The 22,759-nt window shown below is 69.0% G+C and carries 27 protein-coding genes and 1 pseudogene; 10 read left to right on the forward strand and 18 right to left on the reverse strand.

The window, feature by feature from the left end; translation table 11 throughout:
- Positions 1-108, forward strand: a pseudogene (locus E2L08_RS06920) (IS5/IS1182 family transposase); the annotation flags it as partial.
- Positions 109-343: 235 nt separating this feature from the next.
- Here the strand turns inward: E2L08_RS06920 and E2L08_RS06925 are convergent.
- The 5 genes from E2L08_RS06925 to E2L08_RS06940 all read right to left on the reverse strand — a co-directional run bounded on the left by E2L08_RS06925 (position 344) and on the right by E2L08_RS06940 (position 4,029).
- Positions 344-1,234, reverse strand: a complete 891-nt coding sequence (locus E2L08_RS06925) for a cytochrome c (protein ID WP_133396474.1) — start codon at positions 1,232-1,234, stop codon at positions 344-346.
- Between the two features lie 6 nt (positions 1,235-1,240).
- Complete coding sequence (locus E2L08_RS06930) at positions 1,241-1,714, reverse strand: c-type cytochrome (protein ID WP_240758152.1); 474 nt, start codon at positions 1,712-1,714, stop codon at positions 1,241-1,243.
- Positions 1,715-2,104: 390 nt separating this feature from the next.
- Entirely contained in the window at positions 2,105-3,058 is a 954-nt protein-coding gene (locus tag E2L08_RS06935) for an MBL fold metallo-hydrolase (RefSeq protein WP_133396349.1), read from the reverse strand.
- Between the two features lie 2 nt (positions 3,059-3,060).
- A complete protein-coding gene (locus E2L08_RS17375) occupies positions 3,061-3,195 on the reverse strand; it encodes a hypothetical protein (RefSeq protein ID WP_276321523.1) in 135 nt (44 codons plus the stop codon).
- A 297-nt stretch (positions 3,196-3,492) separates the two neighbouring features.
- Positions 3,493-4,029 carry an EF-hand domain-containing protein gene (locus tag E2L08_RS06940; protein ID WP_168771072.1) on the reverse strand — a complete coding sequence of 179 codons (537 nt, stop codon included), beginning with the start codon at positions 4,027-4,029 and terminating at the stop codon, positions 3,493-3,495.
- Between the two features lie 232 nt (positions 4,030-4,261).
- Here E2L08_RS06940 and E2L08_RS06945 point away from each other — a divergent pair, with 232 nt between their 5' ends.
- Both E2L08_RS06945 and E2L08_RS06950 read left to right on the forward strand, forming a co-directional pair.
- Positions 4,262-4,975: a response regulator gene (locus E2L08_RS06945; protein ID WP_133396351.1), complete on the forward strand. Its 714-nt coding sequence runs from the start codon at positions 4,262-4,264 to the stop codon at positions 4,973-4,975.
- Positions 4,972-6,312, forward strand: coding sequence for an ATP-binding protein (locus tag E2L08_RS06950; protein ID WP_168771073.1), 1,341 nt, complete (start codon positions 4,972-4,974; stop codon positions 6,310-6,312). Before E2L08_RS06945 ends, E2L08_RS06950 begins: the two co-directional genes overlap by 4 nt.
- A gap of 24 nt (positions 6,313-6,336) precedes the next feature.
- Here E2L08_RS06950 and E2L08_RS06955 read toward each other — a convergent pair whose 3' ends face one another.
- The 9 genes from E2L08_RS06955 to pcaQ all read right to left on the reverse strand — a co-directional run bounded on the left by E2L08_RS06955 (position 6,337) and on the right by pcaQ (position 12,335).
- Positions 6,337-7,335, reverse strand: coding sequence for a serine hydrolase (locus E2L08_RS06955; protein ID WP_206076979.1), 999 nt, complete (start codon positions 7,333-7,335; stop codon positions 6,337-6,339).
- Positions 7,336-7,544: 209 nt separating this feature from the next.
- The gene (locus E2L08_RS06960) at positions 7,545-8,486 is read right to left on the reverse strand and encodes a DUF5996 family protein (protein ID WP_133396353.1); all 942 of its coding nucleotides are present in this window, start codon (positions 8,484-8,486) and stop codon (positions 7,545-7,547) included.
- Positions 8,483-8,821: a glutathione S-transferase family protein gene (locus E2L08_RS17115; RefSeq protein WP_206076980.1), complete on the reverse strand. Its 339-nt coding sequence runs from the start codon at positions 8,819-8,821 to the stop codon at positions 8,483-8,485. Before E2L08_RS17115 ends, E2L08_RS06960 begins: the two co-directional genes overlap by 4 nt.
- Positions 8,822-8,869: 48 nt before the next feature.
- Positions 8,870-9,109 carry a glutathione S-transferase N-terminal domain-containing protein gene (locus tag E2L08_RS17120; RefSeq protein ID WP_206076981.1) on the reverse strand — a complete coding sequence of 80 codons (240 nt, stop codon included), beginning with the start codon at positions 9,107-9,109 and terminating at the stop codon, positions 8,870-8,872.
- Between the two features lie 186 nt (positions 9,110-9,295).
- Entirely contained in the window at positions 9,296-9,856 is a 561-nt protein-coding gene (locus E2L08_RS06970) for an NADPH-dependent FMN reductase (RefSeq protein ID WP_133396354.1), read from the reverse strand.
- Positions 9,857-9,950: 94 nt separating this feature from the next.
- The gene (locus E2L08_RS17240; RefSeq protein ID WP_338069519.1) at positions 9,951-10,460 is read right to left on the reverse strand and encodes an SMP-30/gluconolactonase/LRE family protein; all 510 of its coding nucleotides are present in this window, start codon (positions 10,458-10,460) and stop codon (positions 9,951-9,953) included.
- Positions 10,429-10,869 carry an SMP-30/gluconolactonase/LRE family protein gene (locus E2L08_RS17245; RefSeq protein WP_240758145.1) on the reverse strand — a complete coding sequence of 147 codons (441 nt, stop codon included), beginning with the start codon at positions 10,867-10,869 and terminating at the stop codon, positions 10,429-10,431. The genes E2L08_RS17240 and E2L08_RS17245 overlap by 32 nt, the downstream gene beginning before the upstream one ends.
- Positions 10,870-10,876: 7 nt before the next feature.
- Positions 10,877-11,329 carry a cupin domain-containing protein gene (locus E2L08_RS06980; protein ID WP_133396355.1) on the reverse strand — a complete coding sequence of 151 codons (453 nt, stop codon included), beginning with the start codon at positions 11,327-11,329 and terminating at the stop codon, positions 10,877-10,879.
- A gap of 88 nt (positions 11,330-11,417) precedes the next feature.
- On the reverse strand, positions 11,418-12,335 hold the full coding sequence (gene pcaQ, locus E2L08_RS06985) for a pca operon transcription factor PcaQ (RefSeq protein WP_133396356.1): 918 nt from the start codon (positions 12,333-12,335) through the stop codon (positions 11,418-11,420).
- 95 nt (positions 12,336-12,430) lie between these two features.
- Here pcaQ and pobA point away from each other — a divergent pair, with 95 nt between their 5' ends.
- Genes pobA through E2L08_RS07020 form a run of 7 tightly spaced genes read left to right on the forward strand, consistent with a single transcriptional unit; the run spans position 12,431 to position 18,073 of the window.
- Positions 12,431-13,600, forward strand: coding sequence for a 4-hydroxybenzoate 3-monooxygenase (gene pobA, locus E2L08_RS06990; RefSeq protein WP_133396357.1), 1,170 nt, complete (start codon positions 12,431-12,433; stop codon positions 13,598-13,600).
- A gap of 22 nt (positions 13,601-13,622) precedes the next feature.
- The gene (pcaC, locus tag E2L08_RS06995; protein ID WP_133396358.1) at positions 13,623-14,000 is read left to right on the forward strand and encodes a 4-carboxymuconolactone decarboxylase; all 378 of its coding nucleotides are present in this window, start codon (positions 13,623-13,625) and stop codon (positions 13,998-14,000) included.
- A complete protein-coding gene (gene pcaH, locus E2L08_RS07000) occupies positions 13,997-14,776 on the forward strand; it encodes a protocatechuate 3,4-dioxygenase subunit beta (protein WP_133396359.1) in 780 nt (259 codons plus the stop codon). The genes pcaC and pcaH overlap by 4 nt, the downstream gene beginning before the upstream one ends.
- On the forward strand, positions 14,776-15,378 hold the full coding sequence (pcaG, locus tag E2L08_RS07005) for a protocatechuate 3,4-dioxygenase subunit alpha (RefSeq protein ID WP_133396360.1): 603 nt from the start codon (positions 14,776-14,778) through the stop codon (positions 15,376-15,378). Before pcaH ends, pcaG begins: the two co-directional genes overlap by 1 nt.
- 9 nt (positions 15,379-15,387) lie before the next feature.
- A complete protein-coding gene (locus E2L08_RS07010) occupies positions 15,388-16,230 on the forward strand; it encodes a 3-oxoadipate:acetyl-CoA acetyltransferase (RefSeq protein WP_133396361.1) in 843 nt (280 codons plus the stop codon).
- The gene (pcaD, locus tag E2L08_RS07015; protein ID WP_240758146.1) at positions 16,227-17,021 is read left to right on the forward strand and encodes a 3-oxoadipate enol-lactonase; all 795 of its coding nucleotides are present in this window, start codon (positions 16,227-16,229) and stop codon (positions 17,019-17,021) included. Before E2L08_RS07010 ends, pcaD begins: the two co-directional genes overlap by 4 nt.
- Positions 17,018-18,073, forward strand: coding sequence for a 3-carboxy-cis,cis-muconate cycloisomerase (locus E2L08_RS07020; RefSeq protein ID WP_133396363.1), 1,056 nt, complete (start codon positions 17,018-17,020; stop codon positions 18,071-18,073). The genes pcaD and E2L08_RS07020 overlap by 4 nt, the downstream gene beginning before the upstream one ends.
- A gap of 20 nt (positions 18,074-18,093) precedes the next feature.
- On the opposite strand, the gene E2L08_RS07025 is transcribed toward E2L08_RS07020, so the two are convergent.
- Genes E2L08_RS07025 through E2L08_RS07040 form a run of 4 tightly spaced genes read right to left on the reverse strand, consistent with a single transcriptional unit; the run spans position 18,094 to position 22,702 of the window.
- The gene (locus E2L08_RS07025) at positions 18,094-19,794 is read right to left on the reverse strand and encodes a thiamine pyrophosphate-requiring protein (protein ID WP_133396364.1); all 1,701 of its coding nucleotides are present in this window, start codon (positions 19,792-19,794) and stop codon (positions 18,094-18,096) included.
- A gap of 1 nt (position 19,795) precedes the next feature.
- Complete coding sequence (locus tag E2L08_RS07030) at positions 19,796-21,154, reverse strand: TRAP transporter large permease (protein WP_133396365.1); 1,359 nt, start codon at positions 21,152-21,154, stop codon at positions 19,796-19,798.
- On the reverse strand, positions 21,147-21,668 hold the full coding sequence (locus E2L08_RS07035) for a TRAP transporter small permease (protein ID WP_133396366.1): 522 nt from the start codon (positions 21,666-21,668) through the stop codon (positions 21,147-21,149). Before E2L08_RS07035 ends, E2L08_RS07030 begins: the two co-directional genes overlap by 8 nt.
- On the reverse strand, positions 21,665-22,702 hold the full coding sequence (locus E2L08_RS07040; protein WP_133396367.1) for a TRAP transporter substrate-binding protein: 1,038 nt from the start codon (positions 22,700-22,702) through the stop codon (positions 21,665-21,667). Before E2L08_RS07040 ends, E2L08_RS07035 begins: the two co-directional genes overlap by 4 nt.
- Positions 22,703-22,759 lie beyond the last annotated feature (57 nt).

Raw genomic sequence — 22,759 nt, forward strand, 5'->3', positions numbered from 1 at the left:
TTCGGTAGGTTGAAAGACTGGCGTCGCATCGCCACCCGCTACGACAGATGCCCGAAGGTCTTCCTCTCCGCCATCGCCCTCGCCGCAACCGTCATGTTCTGGTTATGAATCCTGACCCTAGAAACAGTGATTTATGGTGCTCCGGCGTGCTTTGTCGCGCAATTCGGATGTATCCTTGAGCCAGCTCGAAAAGCAGAAGAGACCATCCGTGTCACCGCCCGCTTTTCGAGCAGTGAGTTACGACATGGCATACCAATCAATGGTTTGACCCCTTGCGGCACCCCTAGTGAAAAAGACTATAATGGGTGAAAGCCATGCCGCCGAGACGCAAGTCACGCGACGATCACTTGGAAGGTGAGACGGCCTGCACATAAGCCGCGATGGCATCGCGATCTTCCTCGGGGAGGTTCGCCAGGTTTGCGATCACGGATGCCATGTGCCCACCCGCCACGTCGAAATCGGGCGTGAAGCCATCGGCGAGATATTGCGCGATCTCGCGGCGGGACCAGTTCAGATCGTCGCTGTCGATTGCGGGGATCCGGCCCCTGCCGGACGGGTTCGGCGCGCCCGCGAACCAGCGCGCGCGGTCGAGGCCGCCGAGCGCGTCGCGCGGCGTATGGCACTCGCCGCAATGGGACAGCGCCTCGGCAAGGTAGCGGCCCCGCTCGGCGTCGGAATCGAGCGGCCCCTGAACGGCATAGTCGTCGTGGACGTATAGCCGTTTCCACAGCCCGATGCCGCGGCGGATGTTGAAGGGAAAGCCTACGTCATGCGGGCGGTTCTCGGCATCGCTTGCCGGCAAGGTCTGCCAGAAGGCCCAGAGGTCGGCGATATCCTGCGGCTCGGCGAGGGCGTAGGACGCATAAGGAAAGACGGGATAATAATGCGCCCCCTCGGGCGAGACGCCGCGCTGCACGGCATCGGCAAAGGCGGCCGCGTCCCACGAGCCGATCCCGCGCTCGGGGTGCATTGACACGTTGGGCGCGTAGAAGGTGCCGAATTCCGAGGGGAACGCCTCGCCGCCCGCGAGAACCAGCCGCGCCTCGCCCTCGGCATCCGGCGCGGCGTGGCAGGACGCGCACCCGGCCGCCCAGAACACCTGTTCGCCACGGGTCGCATCCCCCGCGAGAGAGGCCACCGCGCCTTCGGGCAGACGCTCGGCGCGGGTCAGCCATAGGCCTGCGACGACGCAGATCAGGGCGATGAGCGCCGCCGCCGAAAGGAGACGCCGCATCATGCGTCAGTCGTTCGAGACGCGATAATCGTCGTGGCACCCGCCGCAGGACTGTCCCAGCGCGCCCATCTCGGCGCGTAGCCCGTCGAGACCGCCACCCGCCACGCCCTGCACCGCTGCCGCCGCCGTGCCGAAGGCGTCCCATGCCGCGGCATAGCCCTCGGCATCGGTCCAGATGGCGGGCAGGGCGCGGCTTGCCTCCACCTCGCTGGTCGCCGTTCCCTCGGGCCAGAGCGGATCCCAGTCCATGGCCGCGATGGCCACAAGGCTGTCGGCAGAGGCCTGCGCTGCATCGGCGTCGTAGTCGATATTGCCGCGCGCCATCTCGCCGAGCGTCGAAAGGTAGAACGACTGGAGCTGCATCTGCCCCTGCCGGGCTTTCACCGCGGCCGGCACCTCGGTCTGGCCGATTGCGATGCCGGCCCCCCCGATCGTCAGCGCCGCAAGGAGAAGGAAGCTGCGGGTCGTGGATATTTGCATCACGAGTCGCTCCTACAGGGGGGGCTGTAAAAAACACCCTGACCCGCCCACCGGCACCGATCAAGAAATATATCGCCCGATGCGCCTCGGCCGCGCCTCTCCGCCGATCGACCGGGCGGGGTTCGAGGGCTACGGCTGCCGCGCAACGGCCTAAGCACCGCCCCGGCGAAACAGGATCGCCGCGGTCGAGTGGTCTTGTGGATCGCGGCGGATCTCTTGCTGGAACTGGTACGAAGGCAGGACTGAGGCGCGGACCGTGTCGCGCCGCTGGGGCGCATCCCGAAACCTGCCGGCGCCCCGAACTGTACGCAAGGGAATGACCGGGATGCTACGTCGCAAGCTTGCGGGCTGCTGGCCGGGCGTGGTTTCCGCCGCCCGGCCCGGTGCATGTCACCAGAGCCCGCGGCGGTGGTTGTCGACCCAGCGGAACATGCCCTGAATGTTGGCAAAGCGCATCAACTCGTAGCCGAACCAATCGTCGCGGTAGGGCTCGGCGGCGTCGACGTTGCGCCAGAGCTGGTCCCAGGGCTGGCCCTCGCGGTGCAGCGCGATGACCTGGTCGTAGAGCTCGGTCATGTAGTCGCGCAGCGCGATCTGGTCCTCGGTGGTGGCCGGCGTGTAGTGGCCCACCTCGATCACGCCGGGGTCCTTCTCGATCACCCAGTCCAGCGTCTCGATCCAGCCGGGATAGTAGAAGTCGAGGAAGTCCATGTAGGGAACGGTCTGCGACTGGCAGACGTCGGTGCATTGCATGGCCGAGAGCGCGGGGATCCAAACCTGGATCATGGAGTTGGAGTGGTTGCCCGCCGGCTCGTGGTGCAGCAGCACCTCGTAGTCGCCGAAGGTGACGGTCATCTCCTCGTCGAAGGTGATGGTGGGCTCGGCCACGGGCATCTTTTCGCCGATGATGGGCTCAATCGCGTTCTCCTGCGCGATGATCTCGGCGCCCGCCTCGGCATAGACGACCGAGCCGGCCAGGTGGTCGAAATGCGCATGCTTCAGGATGGCGAGCGTGATGTCCACGTCGAAGCGCTCGCGGATCTCGTCGCGCAGCCATTCGGCCGCGCAATGGTTGCCCGCGTCGATCACCAGCGCGCCCTCGTCCTGGATCAGCACGAGGCCCGAATGGGTCGAGGGAAAGGGGTTGGTGTGGCGATAGAGGTTCTCCTTGCCTTCGATGGGCACGAGGGAGCGCTCGACGTCGCAATCGTCGATCCACGGATCGGGCAGGATCTCGCGGCCCTCGAAAACGGCCGGGTCCACCTCTTCGCCCGTATGGGTGAAGGCCGCGGCGGGCAGGGCGGCGCCGACCAGCGCCGTCGTCAGGGTCAGTGTGCGGAACATGTTCAGATCTCCGTCATGATGGCGCTCGGACCGGTTGGGGACTTGTGGAACGCGCCAAGGTCCGGGATCGGCGCGCCGCCCGTCGATTTCAGGTCAGAGCCCAGCTCCTCGACCGGCGCGTTCCGCAGCGGGTTCATCCATCGCGCCGGTTTGCGCCGACGCGGACCCTGCAGAGGACACCGCGCCAATCGCCATCGCAGCGCAGCCCGGAAAGGTTCTGCGGGCGGTCATGGAAGGCTCCGGCCATCTCGACGTCACGGGGCGAGCGCGCTCGCATTGGGCGGGTTCCCTGGCAGTCCGTCCAAGTCCCCTACGTCAACGGTAGCGGCCAAGGGCCCTGCGGCAAGCGGGGGCGCCCGCCCGAAGGGGCGGACCGCGACGCCAGTCCTCGTGCATCGGACGGGCGGCCCTCGTCGTCCGCCCGTCCGGGGGTCTCAGTTGCGGCGGCCGCGTTGCACGGTTAGCGCGCCGTCGCCATCCCGGTCCATGCGCTTGACGATGTCGCCGAACCGGGCGTCCATCTCGGCGGGGCTGATGACGCCGTCGCCGTCCGCGTCGAGATCCTGGAACGCATCGACCATGCGCGGGCGGGTGAACTGCCGGTAGAGCGTGTCGAACTCCTCGATGCTCAGCGCGCCGTCGCCCGAGGCATCGGCCTCACCCACTTTGGCCGCGCGGTAGGCGTCGACCTCGTCCTGCGTGACCGACCCGTCGCCATCGGCATCGACCTCGGCAAAAACGGTGCGGAAGATCTCGGAGTTGCCGCGCATGCCGAACCCCTTGCCGCCGCGATGTCCGCCCCGGCCGCGGTGATCGCCGCGATCGCGGCTGACCTCTGTCCGCTCGGCCGGCGCCTCGTCGCTCGAGGTCTCGGGCGCGCCGCCCGTGGTCTGCGCGACGGCCATCCCGATGCCAGCCCCCGAGAGGGCGAGGACGAGGGCGCCGATGGGGAGATATTTGAACCTGTTCATTGCAGTATCCTTCATGGTGCGTATTTCGCCAGGCGGCCGCGTTGCCCCCCGGCCACCCCGATATGGCAGATGCGCGCCCCGAAGGTGTGTCGGCGCGGGGCCGGTCTTGTCGCCGGTTGTGGCGGACGGCCCCTCTGATACGGTTTGCGACAAACGATCCGCGCCGGGCGGGCGCGCTAGCTGTATCAGGGCAGCCATGCCGGGCCGTCGACCCGGAGACGGAGGGCGCAACATGGAGCCGGAAGAGCCCCTGATCCTGGTCGTGGACGACGCCCGCGACATCCGCGAGCCGCTGGGCCAGTACCTGCGCCGGCAGGGCTACCGCACGCGGCTGGCGGCCAATGCGGGCGAGGCGCGGCGCCTGCTCGACGAGGCGCGCGCCGCGCTGGTGGTGCTCGACGTGATGATGCCCGGCGAGGACGGGCTGAGCTTGTGCCGCTGGCTGGTGGCGCGAGGCGGGCCGCCGGTGATCCTGCTCACGGCGATGGCCGACGAGACCGACCGTATCGTGGGGCTGGAGCTGGGCGCGGACGACTACCTGGTGAAACCCTTCAACCCACGCGAGCTGCTGGCGCGCATCCGGGCCGTGTTGCGCCGCGTGCCCCCGCCCGAGCGACGCGTGCCCTCGGGGCGGCGGCGGTTCGGCGGCTGGCGGCACGACCCCGCGGCGCTGACGCTGATCCATGACGATGGGCGCGAGGTGGCGCTGACCTCCGGCGAGAGTCGGCTGCTGGGCGCCCTGCTCGACCACCCCCATGCGGTGCTCGGCCGCGACCGCCTGCTCGAGATCACCGCGGGGCGCGAGGCCAAGGCCTATGACCGGGCCGTCGACAACGCGGTGAGCCGGCTACGCCGCAAGATCGAGGACGACCCCTCGGCGCCGCGCCTGATCGTGACCGAATGGGGCGGCGGCTACCGGCTGGCCGCCGATGTGGAGGAGGCGTGAGCTTGCGACGCCTCACGCCGGACAGGCTGGGCGCGCGGCTCGCGCTGCTCTTGGCGGCCGCGCTGATCGCGGCCAACCTGGTGGCGCTGGGGCTGCTGGCGGCGCAGCGCGCCCAGCAGGGCCGCGCCGCCCTGGTCGAGCGGGAGGCCGAGCGGATCGTGTCGCTGGTGCCCGCCATCGAGGCCGCCGCGCCGGCCGCGCGCCGCGCCATCGCGCACGACGCCTCCACCCGGTTCTCGCGGGTCACGGTCGCGCCCGCGCCGGTGGTCGAGACGGTCCCCACCGCCCCGCGATCGGCCGCGTTGACGCGCGAGCTTGCCGCGGCCCTGAACGGGCGGCCCGTCCGCGCGGCGATCCGCGTCCGACCGGACCGGGGCGGCGACGGCCCCCGCGAGGCGATCGCCGTCTCCATCGGCCTTGCAGTCCCCGCGGGCGACCCGGCACAATGGCTCAACGTGGTCACGCGCGGGCCCGGCCGGCCCCCGTCGGGGCTGGACGGTGGGGTGTTCCTGGTTGTGCTGGGGTTGTCGCTCGTCTCCGTGCTGGGCGCGGCGCTGCTCTACCTGCGCCGGCTGACGCGGCCCCTGGGCGCGCTGGCCGGGGCGGCCCGCGCCGCCGGGCGGGGCGACCGCGCCGCGCGGGTGCCCGAGCGGGGCCCGCGCGAGATGCGCGAGGCGGCCGCCGCCTTCAACGACATGCAGGCGCGCATCGCCCGTTTCGACGCCGAGCGGATGCGGACGCTGGCCGCCGTGGGCCATGACCTGCGGACACCGATCACGTCGCTGCGCATCCGTGCCGAGATGCTGGACGAGGAGGGCGCCGCCCCGATGATCCGCACGCTGGACGAGATGGCGGTGATGGCCGACGGGCTGGTGGCCTATGCAAGCGGGGCGGGCGATGCGGAAAAGCCGCGGTGCATCGACCTTGCCGACCTGCTCGCGGCACTGTGCGAGGCGCGGGGCGCGTCGCTCGACGTGACGGAGACGGTCGAGATGGTCGGGCGTCCCGTCGCGCTCGGCCGGGCGATCGGCAATCTCGTGGACAACGCGCTGCGCTACGGCGGCATGGCGCGGGTGCGTCTGGCGCGCGGGGCCGACGGGGCCATCGTCACCGTCGAGGATGACGGCCCCGGCATCCCGCCCGAGCGTCTGGGCGCGATGTTCGACCCTTTCGTGCGCGGTGACGCAAGCCGCAGCATGGAGACCGGCGGCGCAGGGCTCGGCCTGTCGATCGCGCGTTCCGTGGTCACGGCGCATGGCGGGGAGGTCACGCTCGAGAACCGGGCCGAAGGGGGCCTGCGCGCGACCGTCCGGCTGCCCGCCGCCCGCGAAAGCTGAGCCGGGATCGGTGTGCGAGCCCCGTCACGCGGTTGCAACGACCGCATCCATAAGGGCCTGAAGGTCGCCGAAATAGCCCTGCGACCGGGCCGGGCGCAGGGGGTCCGAGGTGATGGCGATGGCCAGGTCCAGATCCGGCACCACTGCCAGCACCTGCCCGCCATAGCCGCGCCCATAGGCGGCCCGGCGGCCCGCGAAGGAGGTCAGGAACCAGCCATAGCCATAGCCGTCCCCCGTCCAGCGCGACCGGCCCCGCGACTCCCACGACCGTTCGATCCAGTCGGCGGGCACGACCTGCGTGCCGTCCCAGCGACCGCCGTTCACCACCATCTCGCCCACGCGGGCCAGCGCGCGGGGTGTCAGCGCCATTTGGTTGCCGCCCATGTAGCGGCCCTGCGGGTCGCGCTCCCACGGCGGGATGGCGATGCCGAGCGGACGGCCCAACCAGTCGCGCGCGAGATCCAGCAGGTCGCGCCCCGTGGCCTTCGCGAGCACCGCGCCCAGAACGTGCCAACCGCCGGTCGAATAGATGTAGCGCCCACCCGGCTCGGCCACGAGCTCGCGCGTCAGCGCGTGCTCGACCCAGTCGGCGCTGGCCACCCACGCGCCGTAATCGGCGCCCGAGGTGCTGGCCAGCCCCGCGCGCATCGACAGCAGGTCGCCCACGGTGATCGCGTCGCGCGCGTCGCCCGCGGGCGACCGCCCAAGCAGGGGCAGGACGCGCGCCTCTGTGCCCGGCAGGGCGCCGCGGTCGATGGCGATGCCGGTGAGCAATGCGAGCAGCGTCTTGGACACCGACTTGACGTTGGCCGGCGCGTCGAGCCCCGGCCCGGCGTAGGCGCGCTCGAACAGCGTCGCCCCGTTGCGGCGGATCACCAGCGCGTGGAGCTGGTCGAGCCCGCCCGCCCGCGCCGCGATATCGTCAAGCCCCGATGACTGGCCGAACGCCCTGAAAGGGAGGATCGCCGGCATGGCCAATGCCGCGCCTCCGGCGAGGATCACCCGGCGTCGTGCGTGCAGCATCCCGGTTCCTTTCCATATTGGAGCAGTCGGGGCTTTCCCCCGGTCCAGCGCGGTTTCGATAATGGGCCGCATCTGTAAACGCCGCGGGGCGGCTTTCGCCAACGAACCGCCGTTCACTCTTTCTCGACCGTCCCGTTACGCGCGGGACCAGCGCTTGCGCCTCTTGCGACCCATGTGGACAGGGGCATCCGCGCCGTGAGGCGAGCGCGTCATTCCGCCGGAACGGGACGCGGCACTCCCGGCACGCCTATCCGGCAGTCGAGCGCCGCGCGGTCCCAGCCGCCAAGATCGGCCGCGGCGTCGTATGTGGACCGGAGAAAGGCCATCAGCGTGGCGGCGGGATCCTCGGCGCTCTGCACTGCTTCGTAGGGCAGGAGGAACTCGCCCAGCCCCTCGTCCCAGCGGGCCGCGGCGGGCTCGACCCGGCTTGCGTCGAACCCCTCCGGCGCGGGGTAGGCGTAGGCGTAGAACGCCGCGTCGCTGCCGCCGCCACCCGGCCAGAACCCGGCCGAGGAAACCTCGTGGCTGTATGCCTCGCGCGATACGGCGTCGGGCAGGTTCGGGATGCCGCCGGGATGGGGCGGTGCGGGCCGCCCGGAAAAGCGGGTAACGGCGAGGTCGAACGAGCCCCAGAACAGGTGGACGGGCGAGACCTTGCCGAGGAAGCCGGTGCGGAAGGCCTCGAACACGGGCACGATCCGCAGCAGCGCACCGTGGTAGCGGGCGACGGCGTCGGCGTCATAAGGCCGCGGCGCGGTGTCCTCGGCAAAGGGCACGGCGTCGGGCAGTTCGTTGGGCGCGCCATGGATCACAAAGGTGCCACCTACCCCCTCGACCGCGGCCCGCATGCGCGACAGGAACTCCGCCACGCTCATGGGTTCGAGCGCGAAATCCGCGCGCGCCCCGCCATCGGCCTCTGCCACGAGGCGATGGTCCACGAAATCGAACGAAAGCGTCACGCAGCCGCCCGCCTCGTGCACCGGCCCCGTGGTCAGCCCGCGCGGCGTGACGTAGAGCGTGGCGTGCCAGGAATGGTTGACCCAGGGGGTGTGCGCGAGGCGGTACTTGCCCGCGATCTGGCACCACAGGTGCAGGGCGGTGCAGGTCTCGGCCCAGTCGTCGTAGTGCAGCGCCGGCCACTCCCCCCTCATCCGACGGGCTCCATGTCCTGACGCTTCAGCGCGAGGCGCACGCCCTCGTCGGCCTCCATCCGCGCGCGGTGGGCCCTGAGCGCGGGGTAGTCGTCGATGGAAAGCGGCGTTTGCTCGATCCACCGTTCCAGCACATACAGGAACGTATCGGCGAAGGACCGCTTGCCCAGATACCATTCGCCGCCGTTGCCGCTCAGGATGCCGTCCATCCGCGCGTAGTGGCCTGCGAGCGTCGCGTAGGTCCGGCGCTTGACCTCTTCTTGCGCCTTGGCCGTTTCGGCCAGGTTTTTGGGAGCGAAGTGCCCGCCATAGGCCGCGTGGACTTCGGAGGTCATGTAGGACAGCGCCTCGGCCTCCTTGCGGCCTGGTACCGTGTCGCGCGCTCAGCCCTCGCCGCCATGCTCGGCCCCCAGCCAGGCGAGGATCGCCGCCGCCTCGGTCAGCACGTCGCCATCCTCGAAACGGATCGCGGGCACCTTTCCCTTGGGGTTGATGGCCAGGTACTCGTCCCTCTTGTGGTCGCCATAGGCCATGTTGTGCACCTCGACCGGCGCGTCGAGCCAGGCGATGGCGATGTTGGGCGCGAGCGAGCAGGTGCCGGGCATGGTGTAGAGCGTGGGCATGGGGTCGGTCCTTTGGTGTTCATGGGTGCGCCGGCCGGACCGCCGCGCGCCCCGTGCCGTCCGCGGGCACGACGCGAACCGGCCCCGCATGAGGGATCGCCCGCGCCGCCCGTATTCCCCCGACGAACGGGAGCGATCCCCGGCGGGTTCCGTCGCGCCCGTCCGTGCAGACGCCGCCGCGCCGCTCTAGGGCCTCTGCGACGCCGCGAAGGCCGCGAAGCCCTCGACGAACTTTCTCAGCCGGTCGCGCGTCGGATCGTCGGTCAAGTGTCCCTCTTCGTCAAAGAGGCCGCTGGCCCGCGCCACCATCAGCCGCCCCTCGCACCACGGGCGCGTGCCGAGCGTGCGCAGCACGCCCAGCCACGCATCCTGTGCGAGGATCGTCCCGAACCCGCCGAGCGATGCGCCGAGCACTGCGACGGGCTTGCCGCCGAAGACACGGGGGATGTCGCCCGCCGGCCGGGTGGTCCAGTCGATCGCGTTCTTGAAGACGCCGGGGATCGAGTTATTGTATTCGGGCGAGAAGAGCATCACCCCCGCGGCGTCTGCGATCTGTTCCTTCAGCGTCTCGACGGCGGGCGGCAGGCCCGAGGCTGCTTCCTCGTCTGCGTCGTAGAGCGGGATACCCCTGATGCTGCCCTCGACAAGCTCGAACCCCTCGGGCATCAGTCCCTGCGCCGCACGCAGCAGCGCGGTATTGTAGGACGCCTGCCGCAGGCTTCCCGATATTCCCAGAATACGGATCATTCGTTTCGTTCCTCAGCCCCGGTTGGGCCCCATCGTGCGGCTTCTCCGCCGCGTGGGCACTAGGGGTCGAGCCCGGCCGGGCCGGACGCGCGTTTCAGGGGAACGGCACGCCACGCCGGTCGAGAAAGATCGCAAGCAGCGTGTCGGACGCGCCGATGAAGAGGCGGTTGCGGCGAACCTCGCCGAAGGTCAGGTTCGCGACGTGCCGGGGCGTGCGGATCTTGCCCATCAGGTGCCCGTCGGGCGCGATGCAATGCACCCCGTCGCCCGCGCTCGACCAGATGTTGCCGTCCTCGTCCACCGTCATGCCGTCGCAAAAGCCCGGCGAGATCTTGTGGAACGCCTCGCCGCCCGACAGGCGGTTGTCCGGCCCCACGTCGAAGACGCGGATGAGCTGCTCGGGGTCCGGGCGGGTCTGGTCGCCAGTCTCGGCGACGTAGAGGCGGCTCTCGTCGGGCGAGAACGCCAGGCCGTTCGGCCCCGCGAAGTCACTGGCCGCGACCGCGATCTCGCCGGTCCCCGGATCGAGCCGGTAGAGCGCCGGGGGGCTGCTCGGAGGCCTGTCGGACGCCCTAGTAATCGTTCGAGATCCCGTAGAGCGGATCGGAGAACCAGATCGTGCCGTCCGACTTTACGGCGACGTCATTGGGCGCGTTCAGCCGCTTGCCGGCATGGCTGTCCAGCAGCGTAACAACGCGCCCGTCATGTTCGGTCCGGGTGATGGATCGCGCCTCGTGCGAGCAGGCGATCAGCCGGCCCTGCCGGTCGCGGGTCTGGCCGTTGGCGTGGCCCGAGGGGGCGCGATAGATCGACTGCCCCTGATCCTCGGACCAGCGCATGGTCCGGTTGCGCGGCAGATCCTGGAACAGCAGGCAGTTCCAGTCCCCCATCCACACGAGCCCCTCGATCCAGCGGAACCCGAAGGCCAGCGTTTCGAGCTCTGCGTTTCCCAGCAGGTAGCCGGCAAAGGCCGGATCGACGATTTCGAAAGGGCCGGTATCGGTGTCGGTCATCGTCGCCTCACGAAAAGCGGCAGGGCGTCGTCTCGCCGCGCGCGGTGTCGAATTGCACGATCATCACCGTTGCCGGCGCGTCCCCCACGGTGGCGGAGCGGTGCCCCTTGCGGCCGTCCACCTCCCGGCAGCCCTGGTCCTCACCGAAGGATATCTCGCCCGGCCCGAACTCGCGCCGGGTTCCGTCCATCGCCTCGACCGACCACCGGCCGCTGAGCGGAACGATCCACTGCGGCGCGGGGTTCTCGTGCCACTCTCCGACCCAACCCGCGGGCATAACCGTGACCATGACCGTCATGCCGTCGTGATGGCGCGTGCCCTGCCATTGCGGCTGCGCGCCCGGCTGGATGGCGGCAAGCTCGAACTCGGTCATGGTGCATTCGACCTGCCGGCTGATGCCGTCCTCGTCGACGTAGAGATGCCAGTAGGGAACGACCGGCTTGTCGTCATCCTTGCTCATGGTGCTCGCCTTTCCTTTGAAGCGGCACAACGCATGGCGGCGACGCGGGTTGCACCCGCCCCGAGCCGCGCGGCCGTCACACGCCCGCTCAGGCCAGCCCCTGCCTCCGGACGGCCTCGGCCAGGGCTTGCCGCATCAGCCGTTGTGCGGGCATCGGTTCCTCTTCGACGCGCATCATGATCCCGACCGGGCCCGCTGTGGCCAGCAGGTCGATGGGCAGCGCCTTGAGCCGGCCGGCGGCGATGTCGCGTTCGACCACGCCGCGGCTGATGATCCAGACCGCGCGCGCCTCGTCGAGGGCCATGCTGCGGCCGAAGGCGCCCGACACGCTCTCCACCCGGTTGGGCGGGATGCCCGCGCCCGCGGCGATCATCGCGCGGTCTACCAGAGAGCGGATCGCCGAGCGCTCCGACGGGTAGATTACCTGCCAGTCCCGCAGGGCGGAGAGGTCGGTCGCTCCCTCCAGCGGATGACCCGGCGCGACCACGACGACGACATGTTCCTCGTAGAGGCTGGTAAAACTCAGCCCGGCCATGGTTTCGGCCTCGCCCAGCCGCCCGACCACCATGTCGAGATCGCCTGAGCGCAGCCGATCGGTGAGAAAGCCGTGCGGTCCGTCCTCGAGATGCAAAAGTGCCCCCGGCGCATAGCTTCGAAAGATCCCCGCCGCTTGCGGCAGCAGCCGGGCCGCGACCGAGGGCAAGGCCCCGACGGCGACCCGCGCGGCGGTGCCCGACGCGATCTCGCCCAAGCTGGTCACGCCCTGGCGCAGGGCGGCAAGGCCGATCTCGGCGAATTGCAGAAAGACCGAGCCTTCGCGGGTCAGTGCCACACCGCCGCGATCGCGCGTCAGCAGTTCTGCCGACAGGATGATCTCGAGCTCTTTCAAGGTCTTGGAGATCGCCGGCTGCGTCAGGTTCAGTTTCTCGGCCGCCAGCTTCAGGCTGCGGCGATGCGTGATCTCGACGAAGACCTCGATATGGCGAAGCTTGATGCGGCGATCCATTGCTTTCTCGATCTGGAAATCAAGTTGATCAGAACCTCATTTTACTTGCTGATACCGCTTGGATAGCCTGCTCGCAACAGATTGGGAGGAGGCAGATGAGAACCCAGGTCGTGATCATCGGCGGCGGGCCTTCGGGGCTGCTCTTGTCGCAGCTCTTGCATGTCCGCGGCATCGAAAGCGTCGTGCTGGAGCGCAAGACGCGCGATTACGTGTTGAGCCGGATCCGCGCGGGCGTATTGGAACGGGGCCTGTTCGATCTCATGCGCGAGGCCGGTATCGCCGGGCGGATGGAGCGCGAGGGGTATCCCCACGACGGCACCCTCATCGCGCATGAGGACGGCATCTTTCGCATCGACTTCAAGGAGCTGACCGGCCACACGGTCATGGTCTACGGCCAGACCGAAGTGACCCGCGACCTCTATGACGCGCGCGAGAAGGCAGGCGGCGCGATCGAGTTCGAGGTCGAAGACGTGCAGATCCACGATGCCGACAGCGAGACACCGCATGTCACGTTCCATCGCGACGGCGTCGAGCACAGGATCGATTGCGATTTCGTGGCGGGCTGCGACGGGTTCTACGGGGTCAGCCGGCAAACCATCCCGACGACGGTGCGGCGCGAATACGAAAAGACCTATCCCTTCGGCTGGCTCGGTATCCTCAGCGAGACGCCGCCGGTCAGCGACGAGCTGATCTATGCCACGTCAGAGCGCGGCTTTGCGCTTTGTTCCATGCGCAACAGGAACCTGAGCCGCTATTACATCCAGTGCAACCTCTCGGACAAACCCGAGGACTGGAGCGACGACGCCTTCTGGCAGGAGCTCAAGCGGCGTCTGCCGCAGGACGTGGCCGAGGCGCTCGTCACCGGCCCCTCGATCGAGAAATCGATCGCGCCGTTGCGCAGCTTCGTGTGCGAGCCGATGCGCTGGGGGCGGCTGTTCCTGTGCGGCGATGCCGCGCATATCGTCCCGCCCACCGGCGCCAAGGGGCTGAACACCGCCGCGTCGGACGTGCATTACCTCTACAATGCCCTGCAGCAATTCTACGAAGAGCGCGACCCCGAAGGCATCGACCGCTATTCCGAACGCGCGCTGGCGCGGGTCTGGAAGGCCGAGCGTTTCTCGTGGTGGTTCTCGTCGCTTATGCACCGCTTTCCCGAGCAGAACGCGTTCGACATCCGCATGCAGCGGGCCGAGCTCGATTTCCTCGAAAGCAACCGGGCCGCGCAGGCCGCGATGGCCGAGAACTATGTCGGCCTGCCATACTGAGGTACGGAGAAGGAGCCGTGCGATGAGCGAGATGAGCGACAAGGGCATGGCGGTGCGACGGCGGGTGCTGGGAGACGCGCATGTCGACCGGGCCGAGGCCGCGAAGGACGCCTTCGACGCGCCGTTCCAGGCGATGATCACCGAGGCCGCCTGGGGCCATGTCTGGAGCCGCAGCACGATCACCGACCGCGAACGCTCGATGCTGACCATCGCGCTTCTGGCCGGGCTCGGCAACGATGCGGAACTGGCGCTGCATCTGCGCGCCACCGTCAATACCGGCGCGAGCCGCGATGACGTGTTGGAGGCGCTGATGCATGTCGCTATCTATGCGGGCGTGCCGCGTGCCAATCACGCGATCGCGATCGCCAAGAAGACCTTTGCGGAAATGGAGGCGACATGAACGCGTTCAAGCAAAAGCAGGCGGTGTTGCAGACCCCCGGCGGCCATGACCGGCCCGGCGGCGGCCTCTATGCCCGTGACCGGAGCTGGCATCCCGCCGCGCTGACACCGGCTTACAAGACCTCGGTGACACGCTCGCCCACCCGCGCGCCGATCTCCTTTCCCACCACGCTGGGCGAAGAGACGGGCCCCGTCTTCACCCGCGACAGGCTGGGGCCGCTCGATGCAGACCTCGTGCATAATTTCGCCAGGTCGCCCGACGGTGCCATCGGGCCGCGCATCGTCGTGCAAGGGCGGGTGCTGGACGAGGACGGGCGCGGGGTGCCGCATACGCTGGTCGAGGTGTGGCAGGCCAATGCCGGCGGGCGGTATCGCCACAAGAAAGAGGGCTATCTCGCGCCGCTCGATCCCGATTTCGGGGGCTGCGGGCGTTGCCTGACGGATGAGGCCGGCCGCTACGAATTTCGCACCATCCAGCCGGGGCCGTATCCGTGGCCCAACGGGCCGAACGACTGGCGCCCCGCCCACATCCACTTTTCGGTGTTCGGGCAGAGCTGGGGCCAGCGGCTGATCACGCAGATGTATTTCGACGGCGACCCGATGATCTGGCGTTGCCCCATCGTGGGCACCATCCCCTCGCCCGAGGGGATCGAGAGCCTCGTGGCGCGGCTCGACATGGAGGCGACGATCCCCATGGATGCGCGCGTCTACCGGTTCGACATCGTGCTCAGGGGGCGTCGTCAGACCTTGTTCGAGAACCGCATGGAGGGGCTGTGATGCAACGGATCGCGCGGTTGAAGGAAAGTCCGAGCCAGACGGCGGGGCCTTACGTGCATATCGGCATGCTTCCGAATTTCGCCGGGATCGACGGGGTCTTTGACGAGGATCTCGGCGCGCGGATGATCGTCGGCGAGGCAAAGGGCGAACGCATCACCATCCGGGGCAGGGTGTTCGACGGGGTCGGCGCCGCGCTCAAGGATGTGCTCCTCGAGGTCTGGCAGGCCGATGCGCAGGGTCTTTTCCCGTCGCAAGAGGGTGCCGACCCGGCCTTTACCGGCTGGGGCCGCCAGGCGGCCGACATGGATACGGGCGAGTTCGCCTTTGAAACGGTCAAGCCGGGGCCGGTGCCGTTCCGCGACGGGCGTCTGATGGCGCCGCATGTCTCGCTCTGGATCGTCGCGCGTGGCATAAACCTCGGGTTGCAGACGCGGATCTATTTCGCCGACGAGGACGAGGCCAACGCGTCGGACCCGATCCTGTCGCGGATCGAACATCGCGACCGCATCCCCACCTTGCTGGCAGAGCCGAAGGGCGACGGAACCTATCGCTTCGACATCCGGCTCCAGGGTGAGAACGAGACCATATTCTTCGACTTCTGAGGGGCCATCATGTCCGATCCTTGCATCATCTGCGTCGCGATCACCGGCTCTCTGCCGACCAAGGCGAACAACCCCGCCGTGCCGATCAGCATATCCGAGCAGGTCGAAAGCACCCATGAGGCCTTCGAGGCCGGGGCGACGATCGCGCATTGCCACGTGCGCGACGACGAGGGCAAACCGACCTCGGACCCCGAGCGGTTCGCGCGGCTGAAAGAGGGGATCGAGACGCATTGCCCCGGCATGATCGTGCAACTGTCGACCGGGGGTCGTTCGGGGGCGGGGAAGGCGCGCGGCGGCATGCTGCCGCTGCGGCCCGACATGGCCTCGCTTTCGGTGGGCTCGAACAATTTCCCGACCCGCGTCTACGAGAACCCGCCCGATCTGGTCGACTGGCTGGCCTCGGAGATGGTGAAATATAACGTCAAACCCGAGATCGAGGCCTTCGACCTGAGCCATATCGTGCAGGCCACCCGCATGGCGCAGGACGGGCGCATCGAGGGGCCGCTCTACGTCCAGTTCGTCATGGGGGTAAAGAACGCGATGCCCGTCGACGAGCCGATCCTCGATTTCTACATCGCGACGCTGAACCGTCTCGCGCCCGACGCGCAATGGTGCGCCGCGGGGATCGGTGCGGGCCAGATCACCATCAACGAATGGGCCATCGCCAAGGGCGGGCATACGCGCACGGGGCTCGAGGATAACGTGCGGATCGACCGCGATACGCTGGCGCCGTCGAACGCGGCGCTCGTCAAGCGGGCGGTCGAGCTTTGCGGGAAATACGAGCGTCCCGTGGCGACATGGCGTCAGGCGCGCGAGATCCTCGGGCTGCGCCTGCCGGAAACGGCGACGTGACCGAGGCCGGGCTACGTTTTGCCGCGCCGAACGGCGCCGTGCTGCACCACGTGGTCCGGCCCGGCCCGAACCGGCCGGTCGTCTTCGCCAATTCGCTCGGGACGGACCTGCGGATATGGCAGGCGGTCGTGGCCGGACTGGGCCCGCAGACGCCGCTGCTTTTGTGGGACAAGCGCGGTCACGGGCTTTCCGAAGAGGGGCCGGTGGACATGGCCACCCATGCCGCCGATCTAGCCGGGCTGATGGATCTGCACGGTCTCACCGATGCGCTCGTTTGCGGGGTTTCGGTCGGCGGCATGATCGCGCTGCAACTGGCGGCCGACCGCCCCGATCTCGTGGCGGGGCTTTTGCTCTCGAATACCGGCCACCGGATCGGCGATGCCGCGACATGGAACGCGCGAATCGAGACCGTCGAACGCGAGGGCATCGCGGCAATCGCCGACCCGATCCTCGAACGGTGGCTCGGTCCGGAATACCGTGCGTCGAACCCCGCGCAGATGGCCGGTTGGCGCGCCATGCTGACGCGCACCCCGGCCGCGGGCTATACCGCCACCTGCCGCGCCATCCGCGACGCCGACCTGACCGAGGCGGCACGCGGGATCACGGTGCCGACGCTGTGCCTCGCGGGCAGCGTGGACGGTGCGACGCCGCCGCAACTGCTGCGCGACCTGGCCGAACTCGTGCCGGGGGCAGCCTATCGCTGTCTCGAGGGGGTCGGCCATCTGCCCTCGATCGAGCGGCCCGCAGAGGTCGCGCAGATGCTGAAAGACCTTGCGGAGCGGATCGCGTGATCTCGGTCTTCGAGAATCCCTGGCTCGGGGGTCTGTTCGGCGACGAGGAAATCGCGGCCCATTGGTCCCCCGAGGCGCAGCTTGGCCACATGATCCGGTTCGAAGCGGCCTATGCACGCGCACTCGGGGCCTGTGGGCTGGCCGAGGCCGCAATGGCCGAACGCGCCGCGCAGGCCATCGAGGCGGCGAAGATCGACATCGACGATCTGGCCCGTGGCACGGCGCGCGACGGTCTGCCGGTGCCGGCGCTGGTCGCGCAACTCAAGACCGCAGCCGCCGAGGCCCGCGGCGCCGTGCATCACGGCGCGACATCGCAGGACGTGATCGACAGCGCGCTGGCCTGCACCCTGCGCGACACCGGGGGTGTGCTGCGGGGCCGTGTCGAGACGTTGCAAGGCGAACTCGCCGCGCTGCGCGACCGGTTCGGAGACCGGGCGCTCATGGGGCGCACGCGGATGCAGGCGGCCCTGCCGATAACGGTGGCCGACCGGATCTGCGGCTGGGCCTTGCCGCTTGGCGACCATCTGGACCGGCTCGACCGGTTGTTGCCGCGGGCCGCGCGGTTGCAGCTTGGCGGTCCGGTCGGCACGCGCGGCGACCTCGGCGGGCAGGGCGCAGCCGTGGCGCGCCACATGGCCGGGGCGCTCGACCTCGCGTCGGGGGCGCAATGGCACGCCCGCCGGGACGGCGTGGCCGAGTTCGCCGGGTGGCTGTCGCTGGTCTCGGGCGGCTTGGGCAAGATGGGGCAGGATATCTGCCTGATGGCGCAGCAGGAGCCGCGCGAGATCGCGCTGTCGGGGGGCGGCGGTTCCTCGGCCATGGCGCATAAGCAGAACCCGGTCCTGGCCGAGCTGCTGGTGACACTGGCGCGGTTCAACGCGACCCAGGTTTCGGCCATGCACCAGGCGCTGGTCCACGAGCAAGAGCGTTCGGGCGCGGCATGGCAACTCGAATGGATGGTGCTGCCGCAGATGACGATGGCGACGGGGCGGGCGCTGTCCGCCGCCATCGCGCTATGCGGCAGGATCGAAGAGATCGGCGCGCCCGTCTGAGGCGGACGCGCGCGGCGTCATCAGTCGGGCATTATCCTGATATCGAGCAGCGCGCAGCGCCGCTCTTCGCGGACCACCCGCAGGGCGTCGTCAAGCGCGGGGGCAAGCTCCTCCGCCGTTTCGACGCGGCGCGCATGGGCGCGGCTGGCCTCGGCGGTGCGGCGAAAATCCGGGCTGGGCTTGAGCGCGGTCAGCGGCATCTCGTTGGCGCGCGCGGCATGGCCGTCGGGATAAAGGCCCGTGACCGAGGCGCGGACCGCGCCCCATTCCTCGTTGTTCAGCACGATCACAAGGACCGACAGCCCCAGCGCCTCGGCGATCTGGTGGCAGACCGTCGGGTTCGCGAACATGTAGGAGCCATCGCCCATGGTCGCGACGCAAACGCGGTCGGGATCGGCAAGCTGGGCGCCGAGCGCAGCAGGAAAGCACCAGCCGAGCCCGCCTGAATGCGGCTCCTGGAACCATGAGCCCGGCGTCCTGCGTTCGAGCGGGCCGAGGGGCACGCCCAGCTCCGAGAAAACGCGGGCATCCATCCCGCGAAGCGCATCGCTGAGCGCCCGCGCGACCTGCGCCTTGGTCAGGCCCGCCGTGGTACCGGGGCGGGAAAGCTCGGTCAGCCGGTCGCGTTCCTGCGCCGAGGCGGCCGCAAGACTGTCGCGGCGCGCCGCCAGCCGCGCCTCGTCGCGCGGCAGGTCGGCCATGGCCGCGACAAGTGCCGGTATGATGTCGGCATTCTCGCCCGCCAGCGCGAGATCCGAGGTGAAATTGCGGACCGGGTAGCGCGAGAACAGCGGATCGGGCCCGGCATGGATGACCTTTGCCGCGGGATGCGGCGCGTGGCGGTCGGGCCACCATGGCGCGAGGCAGTCGAGAACCAGCACGCAATCGGCCTCGGCAAGCCACGGGCCGGGATCGGCACCGACATGGCAGGGGTGGTCGGTCGGGATCGCGAGATGCGTGGCCCACCACGAGGACACGGCGATGCCCCAGTCGCCGGCCCATTGCGAAAAGGCGGCAAAGCTCGCGGCATCCCCGGCACCGCGCTGCGCGATCACGAGTGGGCGCTCGGCCTCTACAAGCCAGCGCGCGGCCTGCGCAACGGCCCGTGGGTCGGGCGCGATGCGGACCGGCCGCATGCCGGGAGCTGCGTCCAAGGCATCCGCCGGGGCCGGTTCGCACAGCACCTCGCGCGGCAGCGAGATATAGACCGGCCCCTTGGGCGTGCTTTCGGCAATGGCGTGGGCGCGGTCCAGAACGGGGGCGACTTGTTCGGGGAACTTCAGCTCGTAATCCCATTTCGAGGCCTCGCGCACCAGGGCGGTCTGGTCGCGCATCTCCTGGCCCCAGCCGATCGGCACGGTTCTGGAGCCGGGGCGTCCCGATTCCGTCACGGGCGTGCGACCCGACATGAGCAGCATCGGCACATGTTCGCAGGCGGCGTTGATCGCCCCGGTGGCGCCGTTCGACAGGCCGACATTGGTATGCAGCATCACCGCTTGCGGTCGCCCGGTCGCCAGCCAGTAGCCGTGCGCCATGCCGACGGCGGCATGTTCGTGCGGGATGGTGATGGCGCGGGGGAGGTCCTGACCGCGGGCCGCCGCCTCGGTCAGCCCCTCGATGATCGGGGGGAAGTCGGTGCCGGAATTGGCAAAGACGCAGTCGACGCCGAGCGCCTTGAGGCGCGGAAAGATCGCGCCGCCCGCGGGGATCGTCTTGCTCATGTCAGCCTCCGAGTATGCCGGGCAGCCATAAGGTCAGCGCCGGAAAGCCGAGCAGCAGCACCACGCGAAGGATCTCGGCCGTGAAAAAGGGCAGCACGCCCTTGAAGGTCTCGATCATGGGCGTGTCGCGCGCCAGCGCCGAGATGACGAAGACGTTCATGCCGACCGGTGGCGTGATCAGGCCGAGTTCGACCACGATCAACGCCAATATCCCGAACCAGATCTTGAGATCGTCGGTCGACATGCCAAAGCCCGACCCTTCGGCGCCCTGGTAGAGCCCGCCGTTGATCTCGACCAGCATCGGCCAGAAGAACGGGATCACCAGCAGGATCATCGACAGGCTGTCCATCAGGCAGCCGAGCGCGATCAGCGCCAGCAGGAGCAGGACCATCACGGCCATCGGCGCGAGGCCGGATTCGGCGATCCAGGCGGCGGCCTGCTGCGGCAAACCGATCCGGCTCATGAAGATCTTCATGAGTTCGGCGCCCAGCAGGATCAGGTAGATCATGCCCGTGTTCGCGGCGGTGGCGAGCAATGCCGTCTTGATCGCGGCAAGGTTCACCCGCCCGCGAAGCGCGCCGTAGATCCAGACCAGCGTCACGCCGACGGCGGCCGCCGGGGTCGGGTTGAACAGACCGGCATAGATTCCGCCGAGAACGAGGCCGAAGATGCCGATCACCGGCAGGAGGCCGAGCGAGGCGGCGCGGAACTCGGCGCGGTCGACGGCGCCGCCCTTGGGGCCGGCGTCGGGCCAGATCGCGACATAGATCGCGATGGTGGCGAGAAACAGCAGAACCGCGAGGATACCGGGCAGCATCGCCGCGGCGAACATCGTGACGATATTCGCCTCGACGATGATCGCGTAGATGATGAGCACGACAGATGGCGGGATCAGGATGCCCAGCACGCCGCCCGCGGCAAGGCTGCCCGTGGCCAGCGCGCCCGAGTAGTTGTAGCGCTTGAGCTCGGGCAGGGCGACCTTGCCCATGGTGGATGCCGTGGCCAGCGACGAGCCGCAGACCGCGCCGAAGCCCGCGCAACCGGCGATCGCGGCCATGGCGGTGCCGCCGCGCATCCAGCCCAGCCAGGCATTCGCGCCGCGAAACAGCGCCTGGCTCAGCCCGGCGACCACAGCAAGCTCGCCCATCAGGATGAACATCGGCACGACCGAAAGATCGTAGATCGAGAATTGACCGTAGGCGAGCGTCTTGAGCTGGCTCAGCAGAAGCGCCGGCCCATTGACCAGGGCGATGCCCCCGCCGCCGACGATGATCATCGCATAGCCGATCGGCATTCGGATCGCGATCAGCGCGACGAGAACGACGAGCGCGGCGATCCCTATCGTGACGGGGTCAGACATGACGCGCCCCCCGCAACGCGCGAAGCGCCTCGGACAGGCTCACCAGCGCGGCGGCGGCCAAGAGCGCCAGCGACACAAGGATCGGCACGAAAGCATACCATATCGGCAGTTGCAGGATCGCCGTGGCATAGCCGTAGTCGCGTTGATCGGCCATGCCGGCCGACATGCGCCACAGCAGGATGGCGGCGAACCCGGTCGCGACCAGCGCCGCCAGCGCCTTGAACGCGGCCAGCCAGCGCGGGCCGGCCCCGGCGGTAAAGATGTCGGCGGTCACGTTGACCTCCCTGATCTGGCAGTAGGGCAGGAAGGCAAAGACCGCGATGGCCACGCCCATCTCGGTCAGTTCGAAATCGCCGGGAAAGGAACGGCCGATCGCCGCCCCGATCACGGCGAGCATGTTGACCGCGATCACGGCGAGCAACACGAGGCCGCCGACCAGAGCCCATGCCGAGGTCAGCCGCTCGACCGCGCCGGCGATTCCGGCGCGGCGTTCGTCCCCGGCGGTCGCGGTCATTGCGCGGCGTTTTCTTCGATCTTGCCGCGTGCGGCTTCGACCAGCGCGGCGCCATCGATCCCTTCGCCCGAGACGTCCTCGACCCAGCGGTCGACCACGGGGGTGAGACGCTCGATGAAGGCTGCGGTTTCATCCTCGGTCAGGGTGATGTGCTCGTTGCCGGCATCCGTCGCCACGTTGATCCCGAAATCGTCCACCTCGCGCCAGACGCGGCCCATCTCGGCGACCCATTCGCGGCCCGAGGCGTCGCGGAACGCCTGCTGGATGTCCTCGGGCAGGCTGTCCCAGCGCGCCTGGTTCATCGAGACCTGGAAGGTGCTGGTGCCGAAACGGGTCCGGTCGGCGCCCTCGATCTGGTACTCGGTCTGCTCCTGCACGTTCAGCGCCGGGATGATCTCCCACGGGATGAAGGCGCCGTCGATCACGCCCTTGGACAGGGCCTGCGGCAGATCGGGGACCGGCATCGCGATGGGGTTGGCGCCGAGCGCCTCGATGACCCAGGCGCCGGTGCGCGTCGGGATCCGGAGGCTGGTGCCCGAAAGATCCTCGGGGGTGCGCACGGCCTTGTCGGCCATATGGATGCCTTGCCCGGCATGGACATGCAGGAACATCACCTCGAGGCCGCGATAATCGTCGGCCAGATGCTCGTCGAACATGTCGTACATGGCGAGGTTGGTGGCCTCGGGGTCGTTCATGTAGACCGTCGGCAGCTCGAACACCTCGGTGCGCGGGAAAAGGCCGGGCGTGTAGCCGTTCAGCGTCCAGATCAGGTCGACGACGCCGTCGCGGGCCTGGCTGACCAGTTCGGTCGGGCGCCCACCCAGCGTCATCGAGGGAAAGATTTCGATCTCGACGCGGCCGCCGGAGTTCTCTTCGACCGCCTCGGCCCAGGGCTCGAGCATCCGGGTCTGGGCCGGGGCCTGCGCGCCGAGGAAGTGGTGCAGGCGAAAGGTGTATTCCTGCGCCGATGCGCCGCCTGCGACGAGTGCAAGGGCCGAGGCCGCAAGAGCGGTCTTGATGAATGTGCTAGGCATATCGTCCTCCCAATGGGCGTGCGGCGGAAACCGCCGATCCGGTCGTCCAACGCGGCT

The organism is Palleronia sediminis (assembly GCF_004358695.1).
Classification (GTDB): domain Bacteria; phylum Pseudomonadota; class Alphaproteobacteria; order Rhodobacterales; family Rhodobacteraceae; genus Palleronia; species Palleronia sediminis.

What these genes read in the sequence shown, in the direction of transcription:
- E2L08_RS06925 (WP_133396474.1), bottom strand. Translation starts at nt 1,234, where the DNA reads ATGCGGCGTCTCCTTTCGGCGGCGGCGCTCATCGCCCTGATCTGCGTC.
- E2L08_RS06930 (WP_240758152.1), bottom strand. Translation starts at nt 1,714, where the DNA reads ATGCAAATATCCACGACCCGCAGCTTCCTTCTCCTTGCGGCGCTGACG.
- E2L08_RS06935 (WP_133396349.1), bottom strand. Translation starts at nt 3,058, where the DNA reads ATGTTCCGCACACTGACCCTGACGACGGCGCTGGTCGGCGCCGCCCTG.
- E2L08_RS17375 (WP_276321523.1), bottom strand. Translation starts at nt 3,195, where the DNA reads ATGAACCCGCTGCGGAACGCGCCGGTCGAGGAGCTGGGCTCTGACCTG.
- E2L08_RS06940 (WP_168771072.1), bottom strand. Translation starts at nt 4,029, where the DNA reads ATGAACAGGTTCAAATATCTCCCCATCGGCGCCCTCGTCCTCGCCCTC.
- E2L08_RS06945 (WP_133396351.1), top strand. Translation starts at nt 4,262, where the DNA reads ATGGAGCCGGAAGAGCCCCTGATCCTGGTCGTGGACGACGCCCGCGAC.
- E2L08_RS06955 (WP_206076979.1), bottom strand. Translation starts at nt 7,335, where the DNA reads ATGCTGCACGCACGACGCCGGGTGATCCTCGCCGGAGGCGCGGCATTG.
- E2L08_RS06960 (WP_133396353.1), bottom strand. Translation starts at nt 8,486, where the DNA reads ATGAGGGGGGAGTGGCCGGCGCTGCACTACGACGACTGGGCCGAGACC.
- E2L08_RS17115 (WP_206076980.1), bottom strand. Translation starts at nt 8,821, where the DNA reads ATGACCTCCGAAGTCCACGCGGCCTATGGCGGGCACTTCGCTCCCAAA.
- E2L08_RS17120 (WP_206076981.1), bottom strand. Translation starts at nt 9,109, where the DNA reads ATGCCCACGCTCTACACCATGCCCGGCACCTGCTCGCTCGCGCCCAAC.
- E2L08_RS06970 (WP_133396354.1), bottom strand. Translation starts at nt 9,856, where the DNA reads ATGATCCGTATTCTGGGAATATCGGGAAGCCTGCGGCAGGCGTCCTAC.
- E2L08_RS17245 (WP_240758145.1), bottom strand. Translation starts at nt 10,869, where the DNA reads ATGACCGACACCGATACCGGCCCTTTCGAAATCGTCGATCCGGCCTTT.
- E2L08_RS06980 (WP_133396355.1), bottom strand. Translation starts at nt 11,329, where the DNA reads ATGAGCAAGGATGACGACAAGCCGGTCGTTCCCTACTGGCATCTCTAC.
- pcaQ (WP_133396356.1), bottom strand. Translation starts at nt 12,335, where the DNA reads ATGGATCGCCGCATCAAGCTTCGCCATATCGAGGTCTTCGTCGAGATC.
- pobA (WP_133396357.1), top strand. Translation starts at nt 12,431, where the DNA reads ATGAGAACCCAGGTCGTGATCATCGGCGGCGGGCCTTCGGGGCTGCTC.
- pcaC (WP_133396358.1), top strand. Translation starts at nt 13,623, where the DNA reads ATGAGCGAGATGAGCGACAAGGGCATGGCGGTGCGACGGCGGGTGCTG.
- pcaH (WP_133396359.1), top strand. Translation starts at nt 13,997, where the DNA reads ATGAACGCGTTCAAGCAAAAGCAGGCGGTGTTGCAGACCCCCGGCGGC.
- pcaG (WP_133396360.1), top strand. Translation starts at nt 14,776, where the DNA reads ATGCAACGGATCGCGCGGTTGAAGGAAAGTCCGAGCCAGACGGCGGGG.
- E2L08_RS07010 (WP_133396361.1), top strand. Translation starts at nt 15,388, where the DNA reads ATGTCCGATCCTTGCATCATCTGCGTCGCGATCACCGGCTCTCTGCCG.
- E2L08_RS07025 (WP_133396364.1), bottom strand. Translation starts at nt 19,794, where the DNA reads ATGAGCAAGACGATCCCCGCGGGCGGCGCGATCTTTCCGCGCCTCAAG.
- E2L08_RS07030 (WP_133396365.1), bottom strand. Translation starts at nt 21,154, where the DNA reads ATGTCTGACCCCGTCACGATAGGGATCGCCGCGCTCGTCGTTCTCGTC.
- E2L08_RS07035 (WP_133396366.1), bottom strand. Translation starts at nt 21,668, where the DNA reads ATGACCGCGACCGCCGGGGACGAACGCCGCGCCGGAATCGCCGGCGCG.
- E2L08_RS07040 (WP_133396367.1), bottom strand. Translation starts at nt 22,702, where the DNA reads ATGCCTAGCACATTCATCAAGACCGCTCTTGCGGCCTCGGCCCTTGCA.